Raw genomic sequence first — 17094 nt, forward strand, 5'->3', positions numbered from 1 at the left:
TTACTTGGCCAGGAACACGTCGGTGTAGATCGGGGAGGACACCGAGGTGGTGGCGCCCATGCCCTTGACCTGCGCACCGTACAGGAAGTGGTTCTGCTGGTCGTACAGCGGCAGCACGTAGTAGCCTTCCAGCACGATCTTCTGCGCCTGCGCGTAGAGCTGGGCGCGCTGCGCCTCGTCGTCGGTCTGCTCGGCCTCGGTCAGCAGCTTGTCCAGTGCCGGGTTCTTGACCTGGGCGTTGTTGGCGAAGTAGCCCGATGGCGCGGGAACCGTGGAATCGGAGTGGTAGAGGATGCGCAGCACGGACGGGCCGACCTTGGTGTACGGGGCGGAGACCAGGTCGTAGTCGTGCTCGGCCAGAGCGCCGTACCAGCTGGACAAGTCCAGCAGCTCGATCTTCACCTCGAAGCCCACAGCCTTCGCGGAGGCCTGGAACTGCTCGAACAGCGACTGCTCGGCCGGAACCGACTGGTTGGTGGACACCGGGAAGGTGACGGACAGGCGCTTGCCGTCCTTGGCGCGGTAGCCGTCCGCGTCGCGCTCGGTCCAGCCGGCCTGGTCCAGCAGGGAGTTGGCCTTGGCCGGATCGGCGGTGAACAGAGCTTCATCGGAGATCCCCAGCGGTTCCACGCTGGAGAGCAGCGAGTAGCTGCGCTTGGCGGTGTCGAAGAATAGCGAGGTGATGCCGGCATTGACGTCCACCGAGCGGATGAACGCCTCGCGCACCTTGGCGTCGTTGAACGGGGCCTTGGAACTGTTCAGTTCCAGGCGGTTGGAGGCTCCCGGGCGCGGGGCGTCCAGGTGGCCCAGGGTGCCGCCCTGCGCGGCGGAGGCGATGGTGTCCGGCTGGGCGTTGTCGATCACGTCGACCTCGCCGGAGGCCAGCGCCGCGTAGCGGGTGGCGGCTTCGGGGATGAAGCGCCAGGTGATGCCGTCCAGGTAGGCGGTGGGCTGCGTGCGGGAAGGATCGGCCACCGGCGGCACGTAGTTCTCGTTGCGCACCAGGTTCACCGCCTGCTGGTGTTCCCAGGACTGCACCTTGAACGGCCCGGTGCCTACCGGGGCGGCGCAGTTGGTGGCCTGGTCGCGCTCCAGCGCGGCGGGCGACTGGATGGCGGTCCACGGCATGGACAGCGATTCGAGCAGCGCGTTGTCCGGGGCGGAGAGCTTCAGCTCGGCGGTGCGCTCGTCGAGGACCTTGACCTGGTCCACCTTGCCCACGGCCAGGTAGCCGGTGGAGGAGGCGGTGTTCGGATCCTGCAGGTGCTCGATGTTGGCCTTGATGGCCTGCGCGGTCAGCTCGCTGCCGTCGGTGAAGGTGATGCCCTCGCGCAGGGTGATGGTACGGGTCAGCCCGTCCTCGGAAACCTCGGTGGATTCGGCCAGCCACGGGATGATCTTGCCTTCGGAGTCCTTGGTGAACAGGGACTCCAGGTACTGGCTGGCGACCAGGGCCTGCGGGTAGTTTCCGCCGACATGCGGATCCAGGCAGCTTGGCTCCGCGTCGCCGGAGGCGTAGACCAGGGTGCCGCCGGATACCGGGGTGGCGTCCTGCGCGGACCCGGTGCCCGAGGACGAAGAGCATCCGGCCAGGACGATGGACGCGATGCCGAAGGCCGCGGCGCTGGAGAGCAGGCGGCGGGCGCGCTGGTTTCTTTGCATGGGCTGAAACTTACCTCATTGGATGGATGGGAGATGACCATCTACCAGCCTAGCCACCCGGGCCTTGCGGCGACACTCTTGGTGCCGGGCGAAGCGGCCATTGCGAGCCAGTTCACACCCCGGGGCGGCGTGCGGGCGGAGCCGCGACCTACTTTTCGCTGGCCACGGTCATGCGGCGGTTCGCATGCACCGGGGTCTCGATCTCGTCCAGGATCGCCACGGCGAAATCCTGGGTGGAGACGAAGCCGCCGGCCGGCGAATCGGTGCCCAGCGTGTAGCTGCCGGTGCGGACGCCCGGGGCGATGACCGGGGCAGGGGCGGCGACGGTCCAGGTGATGCCGGAGACCGAGGTGAACATGTCGTACACCTCGCCGCAGGTGCGCGCCTCCGCCTTGTACTCTTCCGGGAAGCCCTCGGTGTCGAGCAGGCGCACGCCGTCGACCTCGGTTGCGCCGGCGCCGCCGACGACGAGCAGCCGGGCGTCGGTGAGGGTCTCGGTGATCTCCTCGAAGGCGTCCAGGTACTCCTGGTGGTCCCCGCCGGTGCGCGACGGCGGCACGGCGATGACGACCACGTCGTTGGCCTTGCCCAGCTGGCGGTAGGCGGCGATGTCGCCGAGGTCCGCGGCCACGGCGGCGGCCCCGTCCACCTCCTTGCCCGAGCGGGTGACTGCGGTGAGTTCGTGGCCGCGGGAAGCCGCCTCGGCGATGATCTGGCTGCCGACCATGCCGGTGGCTCCGTAGACTGCAATCTTCATGGAGGTCCATGCCTTTCGTTGAAGGTGAATTCAGCTCAATGGTATCTTTTGGATACTGGACACTACAACGAAACTAGGTTTCCCTATGGAAAGCGACCGGGATTTCAACGTGTTTGTGCAGGGCTGCCCCTCGCGTGAAATCATGCAGCGACTGGGCGACAAGTGGACCCCGCTGGTGCTGCTGGCGCTCGCCGGCGGGCCGCTACGTTTCTCCGCGTTACGTCAGCGCATCGGCGCGGTGACCCCCAAGGTGCTCACCAGCACGCTGCGCACCCTCGAGCGCGACGGCCTGCTGCTGCGCACCGTCACCGCCCAGGTCCCGGTGCGCGTGGACTACGAACTGAGCGAGGTGGGCCGCAGCCTGCTGGGTCCCCTGGAGGCCATCCGGCTCTGGTCCGAGGAGCACGTGCCCGGCGTGCTGCGCGCCCGCGGCGAGTTTGACCGCAGGTCAGAGCCAAGCGAAAGCTGACAGTGGCCAGAGACGCAGGTTATTTCTATACTTTTGAGAAGTGCGACGTGCAACAGGATTATTCCAATGAAAAATAGTAAAAAAGAATTGTAATTGCGTAAAATATTGTGTACTTAAATGTCATTTCTTTGAGGTGGATCGTTTAATTTACGTAAATCTCTTCTCTCTTTTAGGTATGAAATAAAATTCCTTGTCATGGCCTTGGCGCGCGCAAATTTTCCAAATCTTTCAACTGTGGAGTCAATTGTGACAATCCATTCCATGTTGCTAGTGTCTAGGTAGCGAATGCCCCAAATGTATTGTGACTTCTGAATCGAAGAAACTTTCAATTTATCGAAGGGGTAACTTGCTCCAGGGGCAACCTCATTTACACGCAGTTCAGTGCCAATTTTTCGCAGGTCTATGACCTCCACGTTTCTAATTGGTTCGGGCAAGTAGTTCGTGACCACGGCTTCATTATCTTTGCTGACTGAAAATAAAACACTATTTCCTGCGCGAATTATGGCCTTATGCCTGTTGTGGAAAAATTTATAAATCATTGTCGCGGAATTTGCTATAGATACGAAAAGGGCAATCCACGCAACTATGGAACCAGGATCTAAATCGGCGAACATTATCGAGTTTGACCGTATGCTAATGCGAGGGAAATTTTCGAAACATTTACGGAAGCGACAGTTTCTGAATCAAGTAAGATCAGCAAACCGTCAATAATATGAAAAGATCGATTCAGCCGTTTCTTGCGAGCCCTTCTCTTCTTGATTGTGTGGCATGCTTGGATGCTTTCGGCAATGGTGGAGCAGTAATATTTAATAGAATTGCCAGATAGCATGTTTTCATCAATGATTAGGTCACTTTTTGTTCGCCGGATCATCTTTCGAGAGTATCGAGGATACTTATGTGTTTGAATTTTCTTAATATTAAAAATCCCGACCAATCGATCTTGCTCTTCAAGCCAAGCAAGATAGCCCCCTCGACTGAAATCAAGGTATGCGAGAAATCGTTTTGCTGAGACGCGGGGTGGAATTCCAAAAGCCTGGCTGAACAAGTTTGTGAGATCTTCAGAGTGTTCCTCAATGTTGCTCGCTAAAAATGCAAAATATTTTTGCAATTCTTCTTCGTTTTTGAGCTCATTTCCAAGGGCAGATGAGACGGAACTTCCATGGCGAATTTGTTCGACCATGTTCCTTGCGTCACGAAGAGTAGCGAGACTGGACCTGATTGGTTCGGACGCATTGAGACCTTCATAACTCCTGTTGCTGTGGTCATCTTTTTCTTCTGCTAATTCCGTCATTTTGAGCTCAACTCCCTTAGAGGACAATAGGGTGTGATGATCGTTCTGCTTGTGCGTTTAGAACATGAAACACCAAAATCGTATTTTTGTCTATAAGCGTGATTGATGCTGAGGGCTCATTTGGTTGAGAACATTACGGCTCATTGCGAGCATGAGGAAGGTTGAGGCCTGAGGCATGTGTCGAACTTGAACTGAGATCACAAGGATGATGTATTGAATCATGCAGGGGCGCCGTTTTTTAGAAATGGAAATTTACTCTTGAGTTTTAGTGGCGCTTAAAGCGGTTTTTCGACTCTTTGCATGTTGGCATTGTGTATAACCAAGTATGCCAGACCACCGACTACCGACAGGTAACTGACCATCGCTTTGGAATGATTGTCGCTGGGGTCTATTCAGTGCGGGTGTGCAGGCTGCGGAGCGGAGTGCCTAGCGAGGGATAAGGTGATCGAATGCGGTTCAAGATCCGATTTGTGTCGGCCTTCGACGTCCAATTGATTAATTGTGCTTGGACTATGGCTTTGACCGTCGGACCGTCAAGGATGCTGAATTTGAGCCGGCCGTAGGCCGCTTCAATAACGTCCCATAGATCAGTGGCTGGGGATACGAGCACTTTCGTGTCAGCGTTTGCTGGGGTGCTGAGCAGCCACCCGACGGAATGTGTTTCAGAGGTGAGTTCGTGCATGATCTCGTTCGGGATATCGCACATGGCCACCGGCGCCTGCTGGGAGTCGAAGTCGAGCGCGACTTGGCCGAGAAGCACCCGATCTTTCGCGGTTGCCGTCAGGACGGCAAGATCGATGTTGGTGTTGACTGAGCCGAGATGTTCAACGAGGTCACGGGTAGGCCATTACTCTCCACGTTGTTCAATGCAATGGTGCCGGATGCGGTACTTAATTTACTTATGATCCGATCGCATCTTTTTTGGCGTGCCGAAACACCAATTCTTGGTAAGGGGATCACCTACACAGGGCTGCTAGACCATCAAAACAGCATTTATGTCGATTCTTGAACTGCAAAACATGGCATGTTACAGGTTCCGGTGCGCGTGGACTACGAACTGAGCGAGGTGGGCCGCAGCCTGCTGGGCCCCCTGGAGGCCATCCGGCTCTGGTCCGAGGAGCACGTGCCGGGCGTGCTGCGCGCCCGCGACGAGTTCGACCGCACCCGGGACGGCGCCGCGCTGTAGGCCTGGATCGCCGTCATTCCGGGCCTGCGGCCCACTTCATAAGTAAAACTATGGTTGTTCGTAGATAAAAACAGTTTTACGAATGTAAGCGCCCTCACGATGATTGAAGAGTCAGCAGCCAGTTCGTGAAAGGGCGAATCCCGTGTCCGAAAATCTCACCCCCCACGTCGTTACCCTGGGCACCGCAGGCGGTCCGCGTTGGTGGACCGGCGAGAACGCCGGACGCCGCTCCGGCATCGCCACCGCGGTGGTCGTGGGTACGGCGGTGTATTTGGTCGACGCGGGAACCGGAGTGGGCAACCAGTTGATGAAGGCGGGGTTCACCCCCGGGGACCTGCGCGGCATCTTCCTCACCCACCTGCATTCGGACCACACCATCGACCTGGCCTCGCTGTCGATCTTCGGTCTGTTCACCATGGCGCGCGACAAGCAGCCGGTGCAGATCATCGGTCCCGGCGACCGCGGCGAGCTCCCCCCAGTCTCGCCGCGGGCCGTCGTAGCCCCCGAGCCGCTGTTCCCGGACAACCCCACCCCGGGCACCGCGTCGATGTTCGCCTCGCTGATGCAGGCCTACGCCACGGACCTGAACGACCGCGTGATCGACGCCCTGCGACCCTCGCCGCTGGACTATTTCCAGGCCAGCGACATTCGGATTCCGGCCGCCGGGGGATACCACCCGAACCAGAACCCGACCCCGCAGGACTTCGAGCCCTTCGAGATCTACCGGGACGAGCTGGTCACGGTGACCGCCACGCTGGTCAAGCATCCGCCGATCGCCCCGGCCTTCGCCTTCCGCTTCGACACCGCGCAGGGCTCGGTGACCATCTCCGGGGACACCGCGCCCTGCGAGAACCTGGTGCGGCTGGCCCGCGGCACCGACCTGCTGCTGCACGAAGCCATCGACTTCGACTGGGTGCAGCGCGCCTACGGCTCGCTGGGCACCGAGGAAGCCGAAGCCTCCATGGACCACCACCGCCGGTCCCACACCTCGGCGCTGCAGGCGATCGACCTCGCCGAACGCGCCGGCGCGGCCGCCCTCGCGCTGCACCACCTGGTTCCCGGAACCACCCCGGATTCGGTCTGGCATGCACACGCCGACGCCTTCTCCGGAAGATTCCTCGTCCCCAACGACCTGGACGTCATCTCCTTCGCCCGCACGACCTCTGAAATGGCAGTAGCATGAGTAACACTGTGAAGCACGAGCACGACCCGGGCCTGCAAGTTCCAAGCCTCTCGTCGCCCCAAATGCGGCGCATCCTGGCTTCGAGCTTCCTGGGCAGCGCCATCGAATTCTACGATTTCATCCTCTACGCCACCGCGGCGTCGCTGGTCTTCAACAAGATCTTCTTCACCAACCTCACCCCGGGCGTCGCGATCTTCGCCTCCTTCGCCACTCTGGCGGTGGGCTACCTGGCCCGCCCGCTGGGCGGCATCGTCTTCGGCCACTTCGGCGACAAGATGGGCCGCAAGGGCGTGCTGATCACCTCGATGGCCATGATGGGCGGCGCCTCGACCCTCATCGGCCTGCTGCCTCCCACAGCGCAGGTGGGCATGCTCGCCCCCATCGCGCTGATCGTCCTGCGTGTGGTGCAGGGCCTGGCCGTGGGCGGGGAATGGGGCGGAGCGATGCTCATGGCCCTGGAACACGCCCCGAAGGAGCGCCGCGGCTTCGCGGCCAGCTTCGCGAACATGGGCGGCCCGGCCGGCGCGGTCATGGCAACCCTGGCCGTCTCCGCGGTCTCGCTGCTGCCCGACGACCAGTTCCTGGCCTGGGGCTGGCGCATTCCGTTCATCCTGAGCATCGCGCTGGTCGGCATCGGCCTGGTCATCCGCCTGAAGGTCACCGAATCCCCGCTGTTCCTGTCCCTGGAGCAGAAGGCCGAGGAGCGCAAGACCCCGATCCGCGAGGTGCTCACCCGCTACCCGAAGTCCGTCATCCGCGGCACCCTGGTGGGCATGAGCTCCTACACCGTGCAGGGACTGATGACCGTCTGGGCCATCTCCTTCGTGGTGGACGACCTGGGCATGGACCGCACCAGCGTGCTGAACATCAAGGCCATCGGCGCCGCGCTGACCGTGGTGGGCATCTGGTTCGCCGCCCGCTACTCGGACAAGTACGGCCGCCGCCCGGTGATGATGGTCGGCATCCTGGCCGGCGCGCTGCTGGCCCTGCCGATCATGTTCATGCTGGAGCTGGGGCAGCTATGGCTGTTCGCCATCGCGCTGTTCATTGCCAACGGCATCGTCCAGGCCTGCATCTTCGGCCCCTTCGGCGCGTTCACCGCCGAGCTGTTCCCGACCCGCATCCGCTACACCGGAGCTTCGCTGGTCTACCAGCTCTCCTCCACCGTCGGCGCCGGCTTCACCCCGATGATCGTGGCCGGCCTGGTGCTGGTGGCCGGAGGCAAGCTGTGGCTGGTCGGCGTGGTCTGGGCCGCGACATTCATCATCGCCGCGCTGGCCATGCGCGGCATGAAGGAAGGCAAGGACGCCGACCTCGAAGCGCAGGACCTCTAGGTCCGCCGATCCATGGTGCCGGGCCGTTCAGGAATTCTCCTGGGCGGCCCGGCTGTCGCGTTCGGCGCCGACTTCCTCGCAGAAATCCAGGAACGCGCGCAGCCGAAGGCTGGGGCGCTTGGTTGCGGTGTAGGCCACGCAGATGTCGCTGTAGCCCACCGGTCCGTCGATCTCCAGCACCGCCAGCGGCAGCCCATCGTAGCTCAGGTCCACCGGAGGGCGCTGTACCAGCACGGTGTAGCCCAACCCGCGGGCCACCATGCCGCGCACCGCCTCGAAGCTCTGGGAGCTCCAGCGGATCTTCGGGTCAAGCCCCGACATCCGCAGGTTCACCAGCTGGTTGTCGCGCACCGTGGGCAAGTCCAGGGAAACGAAATCGTCCTCGGCCAGTTCCTCCAGTTTCACCGCACCGCGCTCGGCGAAGCGATGCGAGGCGGCGACCAGCACATAGGGGCGCCCGGACATCACCACCCGGTGCTCCACGTCATCCAGCAGGTGCCGGGTGTGGGTCAGCACCACATCCAGATGCCCCTGCAGCATGCGCCGCTGCAGTTCCGCAGCGTCGCCCTCGATGATTTTCACCTGCAGCCCAGGGTTCGGGGCGGTGAACCGTTCGCAGATCACCGGGATCCAGAAGGCCGCCAGCGAGGAATAACAGCCGATGACCAGCGGCCCGGCGAGCGCCGACTGGCGTTCCCTGATCTGCCCCTGGATTTCCTCGGCATGGCGCACCAGCGCCCGGGCGTCGTGGAGGAACTCGATGCCCACAGCGGTGAGCACCACGCCGCGGGCCCGGCTGCGCACCAGCAGCTGGCTGCCCACCACGCGTTCCAGATCCGCCATGGACTGGCTCATCGCGGCCTGCGAGATATGGCAGGCCGCGGCCGCCGCGGACAGCGAACCGGCCTCGGCGACCGCGACGAAGTACTGCAACTGGCGCAACGTGTAGTTGATCATCTCAGAGACCCACCGCCACCAGCACGATGGCGCTGCCGCCCAGGGCGAGCATCGCGCCGGTCATGACCAGCACCGCCGCCACGTCGGCATGGATGCGTTCGTTTTTCACGCCGTGCGCCATCCGCGAATAGCGGCGGCGCTGCGAAAGGTAGATGCCTCCGGCGGTGCAGACGGCGATGCCCACCAGGACCAGCACCCCGGTGCCGTAGTGCGGGGCCCAGCGCAGGAACACCCCGCAGACCACCAGGAAGGAGACGAGCGTGCGGGCCCAGGCCATGACGGTGCGCTCGGGCTGCAAGCCCGGGTCGGTGAGCGGGAACTGCTCCTTCATTCCGCTACCTTCCCAGCAGGACCATGGCGATCGCCGCCACGGCTCCGGCGATCGCACCCAGGCTGAGCAGCGGCACGATCGCAGGCAGCGGCAGCGGCTTCCCGGTGCGCATGCTGCGTTCGACCCGGACCCAGCGCACGCCGGCGCCCAGTGCGATGAGCATGCCCACCCCGATTACGAAAAAAGCCAGAACGGTGCGCACCGGCCCCGGGAACGCCCCGGCGGTGAACGCCTCCAGGGCGATGCCTCCGGCCAGGAATGCCAGTGAGGTGCGGATCCAGGCCAGAAAGGTGCGTTCGTTGGCCAGCGTGAATCGCGGATCGGGCTCGCTGCCTTCGGGCAGCAGCGTCCGGGCGAGTTTGCTGCGGTCATTCTGGGTCATGGGCATCCTTGCGCGCGGCGGCCTCCGCCCGGAAAACGCCGGTGCTGGCCGCGGAAAATCTTCAGATCCGACCCCGTGCCGGCACTGGCCGCCGCGGGGTTTACTGCTCTTCCAAGACTACGTCCAAAACCCCCTCGAAATCTTGTTTGCGACGGCCTGCCGGGCCGTGGAATTCCGCGGAATTCCCGTGTGTTCGGCGGTGCGCGAAACCGTGGGTGCCAGCCCGCGCCAAGGACCTGAATCGGTGTAGTGTGAGTCACATATGTAGCGGTCAGGCGTCCACACCAATGACGCCTGCTTGAGTCAGGAGCCAAACATGCTCGAACTTACTGAAGACCAGAAGGCGCTCGCGGAAATGGTCCGCGATTTTGCCACCACCCGGATCGCCCCGAATGCACTGGACTGGGATGAGCGCCAGCATTTCCCCGTCGATGTGCTGGCCGAAGCAGGCCAACTGGGCATGGGCGGAATCTACGCCGGCGAGGAGTTCGGCGGCTCGGCGCTGACCCGCAGCGACGCGATCCTGGTGTTCGAGGAACTGGCCAAGGCCTGCCCGACGATTTCAGCGTACATTTCCATCCACAACATGGTGGTGTGGATGATCGACCACTTCGGCACCCCGGAGCAACGCGCCCAGTGGCTGCCCGCGATGACCGCGATGCAGAATCTGGGTTCCTATTGCCTGACCGAACCCGGGATCGGTTCGGACGCCGCGGCGCTGACCACGCGCGCGCGCCGGGACGGTGACGAGTACGTGCTCAGCGGGGTCAAGCAGTTCATTTCGGGCGCCGGCACCTCGGCGCTCTACATCGTCATGGCGCGCACCGAGGACACCGGAGCACGCGGCATCAGCGCCTTCCTGGTTCCGGGGGACAGCCAAGGGCTGAGTTTCGGCCCGAACGAGAAGAAGATGGGCTGGAAGGCGCAGCCCACCCGGCAGGTCATCATGGACGGGGTGCGCATCCCGGCGGGCAACCTGCTCGGCGCCGAAGGCCAGGGATTCTCCATGGCGATGCAGGCGCTGAACGGCGGACGGCTTAATATCGCTGCCTGCTCGCTGGGCGGCGGGCAACATGCGTTGGAGCAGTCCGCGGCATACCTCAAGGAACGCCAGGCTTTCGGAGGGCCGCTGACCCGCCAGGAGGCGCTGGTCTTCAAGCTGGCCGAGATGGACATGGGGCTGGAAGCCGCCAGGTCGCTGCTGCGCAGGGCCGCCGCCGCGCTGGATGCGAAGGCGCCTGACCGGGTCAGGCTGTGCGCCATGGCCAAGAAGGTCGCCACGGATGCCGGTTTCGAGGCGGCGAACAGCGCCATCCAGCTGCATGGCGGCTACGGCTACCTCAGCGACTACGGGCTGGAGAAGATCGTGCGTGACCTGCGGGTGCACCAGATCCTGGAAGGCACCAACGAGATCATGTCGCTGATCGTGGGCCGCGGCCTGGTCGACAAGTAGCCTCCGGGCGCCCGCGGCTCAGTCTTGCCGCGGGCGCAGCTCGGCATCAAGCACCGGCGTGGACGTATTGGTGTCCTTCCCGGTGGGATGCACCGGGATGATCTCCCGGTCGAAACTCCCCAGCGCCGCGATGGAGCCCAGCTCCATGGCGTCCAGCAGGGTGCGCTGGGTGGGGCGCATCATCTTGATTTCCTTGCGTTCCAAGGCCGCGAACAGGGCTTCGGGGTGGATCCAGTTGGAGATCACCGCCTCGGTGGTCTGGTGGCGCGGCTCCTGGTCCTCGCGCAGCACCGCGGTGTAGAAATAGGTGTCGAAGCGCTTGGGGTAGCCTACCGGGGTGACCCAGTTCGCCCAGGGGCGCAACTGTTCGGGATCAAGCAGCAACCCGGTTTCCTCGAACACCTCACGGCGGGCGGCGGCCAGCATTTCCCCGGCCCGGAAGGGCGCCTGCTGCTCACCCTCGTCCCAAACGGTGGAGTGCTTCCAGCGCTGAGCCTGCTCGGCCAGAAGCCGTGCATCGATCGCACCGGTGCGCACCAGCTCCGTGTCCTGCGCGTCGACCCGGCCGCCGGGGTACACGACCATGCCCGCGGCGAAGTCCATGGTGCTGACCCGGTGCTGGATGAACACCTCGAACCCGATGTCCGCTGCACGCAGCAGCAGCACGCTGGCGGCGCGGCGGATGGGAACCTCTACGGCAGGATCGAAAAAGGACTTCGTCGTCATGAACCCCAGTATGTCCTGTATCGGCCGTGACGAGCCAACGGCACGGACTTTCATGCGTCATCAAGCCCTGCTATCGCAACAGGGGCTCTTGCCAGCAAGGGGCGGCCTGCATAGAGTGTGACGCACGCCATCGCGCCGTCAGGGCCGGCAATGCCTGGCGTCATCGCAGCCTGCCGTCGATTGAAAGAGGGAAAGCCCATGAAGGGTCCCCAGCTGTATGTCCTTTTCCCCGGAACTGCACGGGATGCCTTGAACTTCTATGCAGGGGTCTTCGGCGGCGAGCTGGCCCTGTATTCCTATGCGGAGTTCAACCGGAGCGACGGGCCACCGACGGCGATTGCCCATGGAATGCTCAACGGGGAAGTGACGCTGGGTGCGGCCGATGCAGCGCCGGGCGAGAACCCGGTGCAGATCCAGGGCGCCATGCTCTCCTTGCTGGGCGCGGCGGAACCACCCGTGCTGCACGGGTGGTTCGAGGCGCTGGCCGACGGGGGACAAGTGGTTGACCCGCTGGCCGCCAAGCCGTGGGGCGCTACCGACGGCCAGGTCCTCGACCGCTTCGGGCTGACCTGGCTGATCGGATACGAGCACCCCGCGGACTGAGCGGGGACTACTGCGGCGGGAAGACGAGGGTTCCGAGTATCGAAACTACCGTGATGACCACCGTGGCCAGCAGGCCCAGGAGCAGCGACTTGCCTCCGGATTTCACGATGCTGCGCAGGTGGACTCCGAGCCCCAACGCGAACATGGCGGCCGACAGCATCAGGGTCTGCAGCAGTTGCGCGCCATCCAAGGCCCAGGCTGGAACCGTTCCGATGGTGCGCAGGAGCATTGCCGCAATGAACCCGAGGACGAACAGTGGCACCAATGGAGGATTCTTGCCGCCGGACACCGCGTGGCGGCGGCGCATGAACATGCCCACACCTGCGATGACCGGCGCCAGCAGCACGACGCGGGCAAGTTTGACGGTCACCGCCACTTCGAGGGCCGCGGCGCCGACCGAGCCACCGGCAGCGACCACCTGGGCGACCTCATGGGTCGAGGCTCCCACCAGCATGCCGATGCTGCGCTCATCCATTCCCAGCAGGGCGCCGAGGGCGGGTATGGCGGGGATCATGAGGGTTCCGAAGAGCACTACTAGTCCGACGGCGGTGGCCACCTGGTTTTGCTTGGCCCGCACAACATTTTCCGCCCCGGCCACCGCGGCGGCGCCGCAAATGGAGAAGCCGGCTGCGATCAGCATCCGCTGGGGCAGGTCCAGTCCCATCCGCGAGCCCATCCACAAGGTGGCGAAAAAGGTCACTCCCACCGATAGGAAAACCACCAGCAGCACTCCGGGGCCCAGGCCTAGGATCGTGCCCAGCGACAGCTGCAGCCCGAGCAGGACGATACCCAGCCGCAGCAGTTTCTTGCCCGACACCGCGATGCCCGGTTCCAGGGCTGCGTGGACCGGATCGATGTTCCGCCACAGGGCTCCGAGCACGATGGCCAGCAGCAGTGCGCTGACCCCGTCGAAGAATTGACTGATGAGCATGCACAGCGCCCCGGCCAGCAGGCAGACCGCTACGCCGGGCAGCGCGGTGCGTAGTGACGGGGGAGCCGATGACGGGGAAGGTGTCTGGATCTGATCTGTGGGTTGCATGTTTTCAGTCTTCTCCCGTCACGGTTTCGGCGGTATTCGTCCCTCGGCTATGAGAGGCATATGCTCTTGATATGGATCAGGACCCGTCATCATTGAACAGCATTGCGCACTGGATCCAGTTCTCCTCGCTGTCGCTGCTGGTCGGCATCGCGGACCACGGCAGCCTCAGCGCCGGGGCCCGGGCTGCGGGCATCGCCCAGCCGAATGCCTCGCGCGCCCTGAAAACCCTTGAACGCCGGCTCGGCTACCAGCTGGTGGACCGCAAGACCACCGGGTCGACGCTCACCGCCGAGGGTGTGCTCACGGTCCAGTGGGCCCGGGAAGTGCTTGAATGCCTGCAGACCTTCGCCGCCGGAGCGCGGTCGCTGGCGGATCCGGGCCAAAGCGAACTGGACTTCGCGGCCAGCATGACCGTGGCGGAGTATCTGGCGCCCAGCTGGATCGGCGCGCTGCATCGCAAGATGCCGTCGGTGAAGCCGCGGATGCGGATCATGAACTCGCAGGACGTGATCCGCAGCGTCCGGGACGGCGAGCTGGAATTCGGGTTCGTCGAGACGCCGCACATCCCCATGGGACTCAGGAGCCAGCAGGTCTACAGCGATGAAATGCTGGTTGTCACCGCACCGGACCACCCCTGGGCGCAGCGCGGCCACGCGCTGACCCTCCAGGAACTGCAGAGCACCGCACTGATCGAGCGCGAAGCAGGCTCCGGAACCCGCGCCTTCCTCGACTACATTTCCCATGCCGACCGGCCCAAGCCCCTGGCCGAGTTCAACAGCAACGCCACCATCTGCCAGTGCGCCGCTGCCGGCATGGGGCCGGCGGTGCTCAGCCAGCTGGCCGTGGAAAGCCAATTGAAGCTCGGGGCGCTGGTGGAGATCCCCTTCGACGGCCCGGCCCTGGTCCGCGAGCTGCGGGCGATCTGGTCGGTGGACCACGTGCCTGGAGCCGCCGAACAGGCGCTGCTGGAGATCGCCGCGGACTCCGCTTCCTAGGCCTGGAAGCGGATCTCGACCACCGGCATTTCGGTCGGCAGGGGCTACCGCGCACCGTCTTTCCCCGTGCCGGGCAGGGTGCGCTCTGTGACGGCAAGTGTGCAAAGATGCACGCTCGGTGTGCGCAATCCGAGCCTCTGGCGAGCCGATTAAGTCTTTCAAAGAACTGTGACCTGCGACATACTCGGGTGCTACGGGACGGGTCCAATGGGGGACCTGCGGCATCGGAAGGATTGGCAGTGGCATCGGAAATTTCTGATAAAACCGAACGCAAGGGGCTGCGGCGGGTTGTCGCGGCATCGATGGCAGGCACCATCGTCGAGTGGTACGAGTTCTTCCTCTACGCGACTGCCGCCACCTTGGTGTTCAACAAGGTCTTCTTCCCGGCCTCGGGCAATGACCTGGACAATATCATCAAGGCCTTCCTCACCTATGCGGTGGGCTTCATCGCCCGGCCCATCGGCGGTATCGTCTTCGGCCACTTCGGCGACAAGTACGGTCGCAAGCACTTGCTCCAGGTGGCCATCATCCTGGTCGGCGTGACCACCTTCCTCATGGGCTGCCTGCCCACCTACGACATGATCGGCTACGCCGCGCCGATCCTGCTGATCGTCCTGCGCTTCCTGCAGGGTTTCGCTGTCGGCGGCGAATGGGGCGGCGCGGTGCTGCTGGTGGCCGAGCACGCGCCGAACCGCGAACGCGGATTCTGGGCTTCCTGGCCGCAGGCCGCGGTGCCGATCGGCAACCTGCTGGCAACCATTGTGCTGCTGTTGCTCTCCTTCACCCTCAGCAACGAGGCGTTCCTCGCATGGGGCTGGCGCGTAGGCTTCTGGCTCTCGGTCGTGATCGTGGGCGTCGGCTACTACATCCGCACCAAGGTCTCCGACGCGCCGATCTTCCACGAGGCCAAGGCCGAAATGGAAGCCAACGCCGCGGCAGGCTACGGCGTGGCCGAAGTGTTCAAGCGCTACCCGCGCGGGGTGTTCACCGCCATGGGCCTGCGCTTCGCGGAAAACATCCTGTATTACATGGTGGTCACCTTCTCCATCACCTACATGAGCGTGCAGCTTCAGATGCAGACCTCCAGCATCCTTACCCTGATGCTGCTGGCCCACGTCTTCCATGCCATCGTGGTTCCGCTCGTTGGGCGCTTCACCGACTCCCTGGGCCGCCGCCCGGTCTACGCCGCCGGCGCCGGACTGATGATCGTCTGGGCGGTGGTCGCCTTTCCGATGTTCAACACCCGCAACGACGCAATCATCCTGCTGGCCATCGTGGCCGGGCTGGCCGTGCACGCGCTGATGTACGCGGGGCAACCGGCCATCATGGCGGAAATGTTCCCCACCCGCATGCGCTACTCCGGGGTGTCGCTGGGCTACCAGGTCACCTCCATCGTCGCCGGGTCGATGGCGCCGATCATCGCAACGGCCCTGCTGCGGGCAACCGGAAGCTGGGTGCCGGTGGCGGGGTACATCGTCTTCGCCGCGCTGGTGACGCTGGTGGCCGTCTACTTCCTGCGTGAATCCAAGGGCGTGGATCTCGGCGACATCGACGAGCAGGACCGCATCAGCAGCGGCCTGTCCACCGCAGCGCCGGATGCCGAAAGCAAGCTGACGCGCTAGCCATCAGGTCAGCTTGGCCCGCGCGCCGTTTCCCGCACCGGGGAGCGGCGCGCGGGCCGTTAAGCTGTGCTGGTCCGGCCCTGCCGCAGGTGTCCCGTCATGAGTGGGCCGCGGAGGGCGCCGGTGTGAAAGGCGCCAGATGCCATTGGCTGCCCTCGGCGGCCTCGTGCAGCGCCGTGGCAGTCAGCTGCACCGCCGGATTGCGCAGCGCTTCCTCGCGCCCGACCAGCCAGTATTCGGATTCGTAGGTGAACTGGTCGTGGAGCACCGGCACCAGCGCCTCGTAGTGCCTGCTGAGAAAGGTCGGCAGCAGGCCGATGCCGCCATGGCCCATGGTCGCCGAATACTGCACCGCGATGCTGTTGGAGGAGATGGCCCGGCGCATGGCCGGCAGCCCGCTGGTCGCATCGTCGAGCTTGTCGACGGTCAACGCGGTGTCGATGTAGTAGTTCAGCGCATGGTCGCGCAGGTCCTCCAGTTTCCCGGGGGTGCCGTGCAAGTCCAGGTACCTTTTAGTGGCGTAGAGCCGCAGCTCGTATTTCAGCAGCAGGTGGGAGACCGCGCGGCGCACCTGGGGCTGGCCGATGACGATTTCCAGGTCCATTCCGGTGCGGCCCTGGCGTGCCCGCGTGGTTTCCGAGACCAGGTCGAACACCAATTGCGGGTGGCTCTCCTGCAGCTTCGCGAGGGTCGGCGCAGCCAAGTGGGCGCTGAAGGCATCAGGTGCGGCGACGCGCACATGGCCGGCCACCTGCCCCGGCTCGTCGGCGGCGCCGATGGTGGCAACCGCCCGTTCGATCGCCTCGGCCGAGGCCATTGCGCGCCGGCCCAGCTCGGTCAGTTCCCATCCCTGCGCCGAGCGGGCCAGCAGCCGTCCGCCCATGGCCTGCTGCAGGGAAGCGATGCGCCGGGAAATCGTCGAGTGGTTCACCCCGAGCACGTTGGCGGCCGCCGTGTACCGGCCCAGGCGGGCGACGGTGAGGAAGGCGATCAGGGACTCCAGGTGGTGGTAATCGATGGGACGCTGCATGCACCCAGTGTGCGCCAGCGCACAGCAGTGTTGCAATTTTCCCAGGTCTTTGTGCATTGAGGAAGTGATCTGGC

General features: G+C 63.9%; 19 protein-coding genes. 9 read left to right on the forward strand and 10 right to left on the reverse strand.

Annotated elements, in window-relative coordinates:
* On the reverse strand, positions 1 to 1662 hold the full coding sequence (locus tag IEY43_RS03735; RefSeq protein WP_188947262.1) for an ABC transporter substrate-binding protein: 1662 nt from the start codon (positions 1660 to 1662) through the stop codon (positions 1 to 3).
* A 148-nt stretch (positions 1663 to 1810) separates the two neighbouring features.
* Entirely contained in the window at positions 1811 to 2419 is a 609-nt protein-coding gene (locus IEY43_RS03740; RefSeq protein ID WP_188947263.1) for an NAD(P)-dependent oxidoreductase, read from the reverse strand.
* A gap of 85 nt (positions 2420 to 2504) precedes the next feature.
* Between IEY43_RS03740 and IEY43_RS03745 the strand changes: the two genes are divergently transcribed.
* Positions 2505 to 2888, forward strand: coding sequence for a winged helix-turn-helix transcriptional regulator (locus IEY43_RS03745; protein ID WP_188947264.1), 384 nt, complete (start codon positions 2505 to 2507; stop codon positions 2886 to 2888).
* Between the two features lie 113 nt (positions 2889 to 3001).
* On the opposite strand, the gene IEY43_RS03750 is transcribed toward IEY43_RS03745, so the two are convergent.
* Positions 3002 to 3502, reverse strand: a complete 501-nt coding sequence (locus IEY43_RS03750) for a hypothetical protein (RefSeq protein ID WP_188947265.1) — start codon at positions 3500 to 3502, stop codon at positions 3002 to 3004.
* Positions 3502 to 4179: a hypothetical protein gene (locus IEY43_RS03755; protein ID WP_188947266.1), complete on the reverse strand. Its 678-nt coding sequence runs from the start codon at positions 4177 to 4179 to the stop codon at positions 3502 to 3504. Before IEY43_RS03755 ends, IEY43_RS03750 begins: the two co-directional genes overlap by 1 nt.
* A 676-nt stretch (positions 4180 to 4855) precedes the next feature.
* Between IEY43_RS03755 and IEY43_RS03760 the strand changes: the two genes are divergently transcribed.
* The 4 genes from IEY43_RS03760 to IEY43_RS03775 all read left to right on the forward strand — a co-directional run bounded on the left by IEY43_RS03760 (position 4856) and on the right by IEY43_RS03775 (position 7882).
* The gene (locus tag IEY43_RS03760) at positions 4856 to 4993 is read left to right on the forward strand and encodes a hypothetical protein (protein ID WP_188947267.1); all 138 of its coding nucleotides are present in this window, start codon (positions 4856 to 4858) and stop codon (positions 4991 to 4993) included.
* Between the two features lie 210 nt (positions 4994 to 5203).
* On the forward strand, positions 5204 to 5365 hold the full coding sequence (locus IEY43_RS03765) for a winged helix-turn-helix transcriptional regulator (RefSeq protein WP_188947268.1): 162 nt from the start codon (positions 5204 to 5206) through the stop codon (positions 5363 to 5365).
* Between the two features lie 142 nt (positions 5366 to 5507).
* Entirely contained in the window at positions 5508 to 6548 is a 1041-nt protein-coding gene (locus IEY43_RS03770; RefSeq protein ID WP_188947269.1) for an MBL fold metallo-hydrolase, read from the forward strand.
* On the forward strand, positions 6545 to 7882 hold the full coding sequence (locus tag IEY43_RS03775; RefSeq protein WP_188947270.1) for an MFS transporter: 1338 nt from the start codon (positions 6545 to 6547) through the stop codon (positions 7880 to 7882). Before IEY43_RS03770 ends, IEY43_RS03775 begins: the two co-directional genes overlap by 4 nt.
* 27 nt (positions 7883 to 7909) lie before the next feature.
* On the opposite strand, the gene IEY43_RS03780 is transcribed toward IEY43_RS03775, so the two are convergent.
* From IEY43_RS03780 to IEY43_RS03790, 3 genes are read right to left on the reverse strand one after another with little or no spacing between them, the layout of a single operon-like run.
* Positions 7910 to 8839 (reverse strand): LysR substrate-binding domain-containing protein, encoded by a 930-nt coding sequence (locus IEY43_RS03780; RefSeq protein WP_188947271.1) that lies wholly within the window; start codon positions 8837 to 8839, stop codon positions 7910 to 7912.
* Between the two features lies 1 nt (position 8840).
* Entirely contained in the window at positions 8841 to 9170 is a 330-nt protein-coding gene (locus IEY43_RS03785) for a DUF202 domain-containing protein (RefSeq protein ID WP_188947272.1), read from the reverse strand.
* Between the two features lie 4 nt (positions 9171 to 9174).
* Complete coding sequence (locus tag IEY43_RS03790; RefSeq protein ID WP_188947273.1) at positions 9175 to 9552, reverse strand: YidH family protein; 378 nt, start codon at positions 9550 to 9552, stop codon at positions 9175 to 9177.
* 316 nt (positions 9553 to 9868) lie between these two features.
* On the opposite strand from IEY43_RS03790, the gene IEY43_RS03795 reads away from it, so the two are divergent.
* A complete protein-coding gene (locus IEY43_RS03795) occupies positions 9869 to 11005 on the forward strand; it encodes an acyl-CoA dehydrogenase family protein (RefSeq protein ID WP_188947274.1) in 1137 nt (378 codons plus the stop codon).
* 18 nt (positions 11006 to 11023) lie between these two features.
* Here the strand turns inward: IEY43_RS03795 and IEY43_RS03800 are convergent, their stop codons facing one another.
* A complete protein-coding gene (locus tag IEY43_RS03800; RefSeq protein ID WP_188947275.1) occupies positions 11024 to 11731 on the reverse strand; it encodes an NUDIX hydrolase in 708 nt (235 codons plus the stop codon).
* 198 nt (positions 11732 to 11929) lie between these two features.
* Between IEY43_RS03800 and IEY43_RS03805 the strand changes: the two genes are divergently transcribed.
* Positions 11930 to 12334 (forward strand): VOC family protein, encoded by a 405-nt coding sequence (locus tag IEY43_RS03805; RefSeq protein ID WP_188947276.1) that lies wholly within the window; start codon positions 11930 to 11932, stop codon positions 12332 to 12334.
* A gap of 7 nt (positions 12335 to 12341) precedes the next feature.
* On the opposite strand, the gene IEY43_RS03810 is transcribed toward IEY43_RS03805, so the two are convergent.
* Entirely contained in the window at positions 12342 to 13373 is a 1032-nt protein-coding gene (locus IEY43_RS03810; protein WP_188947277.1) for a YeiH family protein, read from the reverse strand.
* Between the two features lie 71 nt (positions 13374 to 13444).
* Between IEY43_RS03810 and IEY43_RS03815 the strand changes: the two genes are divergently transcribed.
* Positions 13445 to 14368, forward strand: coding sequence for a LysR substrate-binding domain-containing protein (locus IEY43_RS03815; RefSeq protein WP_188947278.1), 924 nt, complete (start codon positions 13445 to 13447; stop codon positions 14366 to 14368).
* Between the two features lie 239 nt (positions 14369 to 14607).
* The gene (locus tag IEY43_RS03820; protein ID WP_308425036.1) at positions 14608 to 15990 is read left to right on the forward strand and encodes an MFS transporter; all 1383 of its coding nucleotides are present in this window, start codon (positions 14608 to 14610) and stop codon (positions 15988 to 15990) included.
* Between the two features lie 97 nt (positions 15991 to 16087).
* Here IEY43_RS03820 and IEY43_RS03825 read toward each other — a convergent pair whose 3' ends face one another.
* Positions 16088 to 17020 carry a LysR family transcriptional regulator gene (locus IEY43_RS03825; protein WP_188947280.1) on the reverse strand — a complete coding sequence of 311 codons (933 nt, stop codon included), beginning with the start codon at positions 17018 to 17020 and terminating at the stop codon, positions 16088 to 16090.
* Between the last annotated feature and the right edge of the window lie 74 nt (positions 17021 to 17094).

Origin of the sequence: Glutamicibacter protophormiae (genome assembly GCF_014647495.1) — a bacterium.
GTDB classification, from domain to species: Bacteria; Actinomycetota; Actinomycetes; order Actinomycetales; family Micrococcaceae; genus Glutamicibacter; species Glutamicibacter protophormiae.

Excerpts from the sequence above, each read along its gene's own strand:
- IEY43_RS03810 (WP_188947277.1), bottom strand. The coding sequence starts at position 13,373 with ATGCAACCCACAGATCAGATCCAGACACCTTCCCCGTCATCGGCTCCC.
- IEY43_RS03800 (WP_188947275.1), bottom strand. The coding sequence starts at position 11,731 with ATGACGACGAAGTCCTTTTTCGATCCTGCCGTAGAGGTTCCCATCCGC.
- IEY43_RS03785 (WP_188947272.1), bottom strand. The coding sequence starts at position 9,170 with ATGAAGGAGCAGTTCCCGCTCACCGACCCGGGCTTGCAGCCCGAGCGC.
- IEY43_RS03740 (WP_188947263.1), bottom strand. The coding sequence starts at position 2,419 with ATGAAGATTGCAGTCTACGGAGCCACCGGCATGGTCGGCAGCCAGATC.
- IEY43_RS03755 (WP_188947266.1), bottom strand. The coding sequence starts at position 4,179 with ATGACGGAATTAGCAGAAGAAAAAGATGACCACAGCAACAGGAGTTAT.
- IEY43_RS03815 (WP_188947278.1), top strand. The coding sequence starts at position 13,445 with ATGGATCAGGACCCGTCATCATTGAACAGCATTGCGCACTGGATCCAG.
- IEY43_RS03735 (WP_188947262.1), bottom strand. The coding sequence starts at position 1,662 with ATGCAAAGAAACCAGCGCGCCCGCCGCCTGCTCTCCAGCGCCGCGGCC.
- IEY43_RS03750 (WP_188947265.1), bottom strand. The coding sequence starts at position 3,502 with ATGTTCGCCGATTTAGATCCTGGTTCCATAGTTGCGTGGATTGCCCTT.
- IEY43_RS03780 (WP_188947271.1), bottom strand. The coding sequence starts at position 8,839 with ATGATCAACTACACGTTGCGCCAGTTGCAGTACTTCGTCGCGGTCGCC.
- IEY43_RS03825 (WP_188947280.1), bottom strand. The coding sequence starts at position 17,020 with ATGCAGCGTCCCATCGATTACCACCACCTGGAGTCCCTGATCGCCTTC.
- IEY43_RS03790 (WP_188947273.1), bottom strand. The coding sequence starts at position 9,552 with ATGACCCAGAATGACCGCAGCAAACTCGCCCGGACGCTGCTGCCCGAA.
- IEY43_RS03745 (WP_188947264.1), top strand. The coding sequence starts at position 2,505 with ATGGAAAGCGACCGGGATTTCAACGTGTTTGTGCAGGGCTGCCCCTCG.
- IEY43_RS03805 (WP_188947276.1), top strand. The coding sequence starts at position 11,930 with ATGAAGGGTCCCCAGCTGTATGTCCTTTTCCCCGGAACTGCACGGGAT.
- IEY43_RS03765 (WP_188947268.1), top strand. The coding sequence starts at position 5,204 with ATGTTACAGGTTCCGGTGCGCGTGGACTACGAACTGAGCGAGGTGGGC.
- IEY43_RS03795 (WP_188947274.1), top strand. The coding sequence starts at position 9,869 with ATGCTCGAACTTACTGAAGACCAGAAGGCGCTCGCGGAAATGGTCCGC.
- IEY43_RS03775 (WP_188947270.1), top strand. The coding sequence starts at position 6,545 with ATGAGTAACACTGTGAAGCACGAGCACGACCCGGGCCTGCAAGTTCCA.